This window comes from Vibrio sp. D173a (assembly GCF_030248475.1).
Window position 1 is genome coordinate 1 of sequence record NZ_JAHGAH010001658.1, and the last position, 702, is coordinate 702.

The window sequence follows — 702 nt, forward strand, 5'->3', positions numbered from 1 at the left end:
TTTGATCATCAACCAAGAGGGGCAGAAGCTGTTACCACTTGCTGATGAGATACTGCATCGCGCAGCCAGTATTGACGCCCTATTCAGTGACGATCAACCTTTGAGCGGCCTACTCAAAGTCGGGGCCAGCGACACCATCGGCAATCAAGTCGCACCGTTTATTCTTTCGGGCTTTCGTGAACATACTCAACATCAAGAGCAGAGCTTGTTTATCAATAACAGTGCTCTAATTTGCCAGAAGCTGGTTGATTATGAGCTCGATATCCCTCTGATTGAAGGTAAGACTCTACATCCCGAACTGATCTCTAGCCAGTTCAGTAGTGATGAGATGTGTATTGTCGCCAATGCCAATCACCCGCTTGTCCAAGTCGATTCTGTGCCATTACGAGAGCTCGAACGCAGTCACTGGATCCTAAGAGAATCCGGATCAGGTACCCGTGAGTTTTTCCTTCGAACCGTCGCGCCACGTATCGAGCATTGGTATGAGTCATTTGAGCTCAACACCACCGAAGCGATCATCAACTCTGTCTCTGCTGGATTGGGGTTAGCCTGCCTTTCAAAATTGGCGGCTGAGCCTGCAATTAAGGACGGTCGTGTAAAGGTCATCAATGTACCTCTGGACATGAAGCGCCGCTTTTGGATGTTGGTACACAAAGACAAATATCAGAGCCCACTTCTCAAATCCTTTATGAGTTATTGCGA

1 protein-coding gene is annotated in these 702 nt (G+C 48.0%); it reads left to right on the forward strand.

Annotated features, from left to right (window positions below; genetic code table 11):
- Positions 1–702 (forward strand): LysR substrate-binding domain-containing protein (locus tag KIV40_RS35390; RefSeq protein ID WP_285354146.1); only part of this gene is annotated, 702 nt, incomplete at both ends.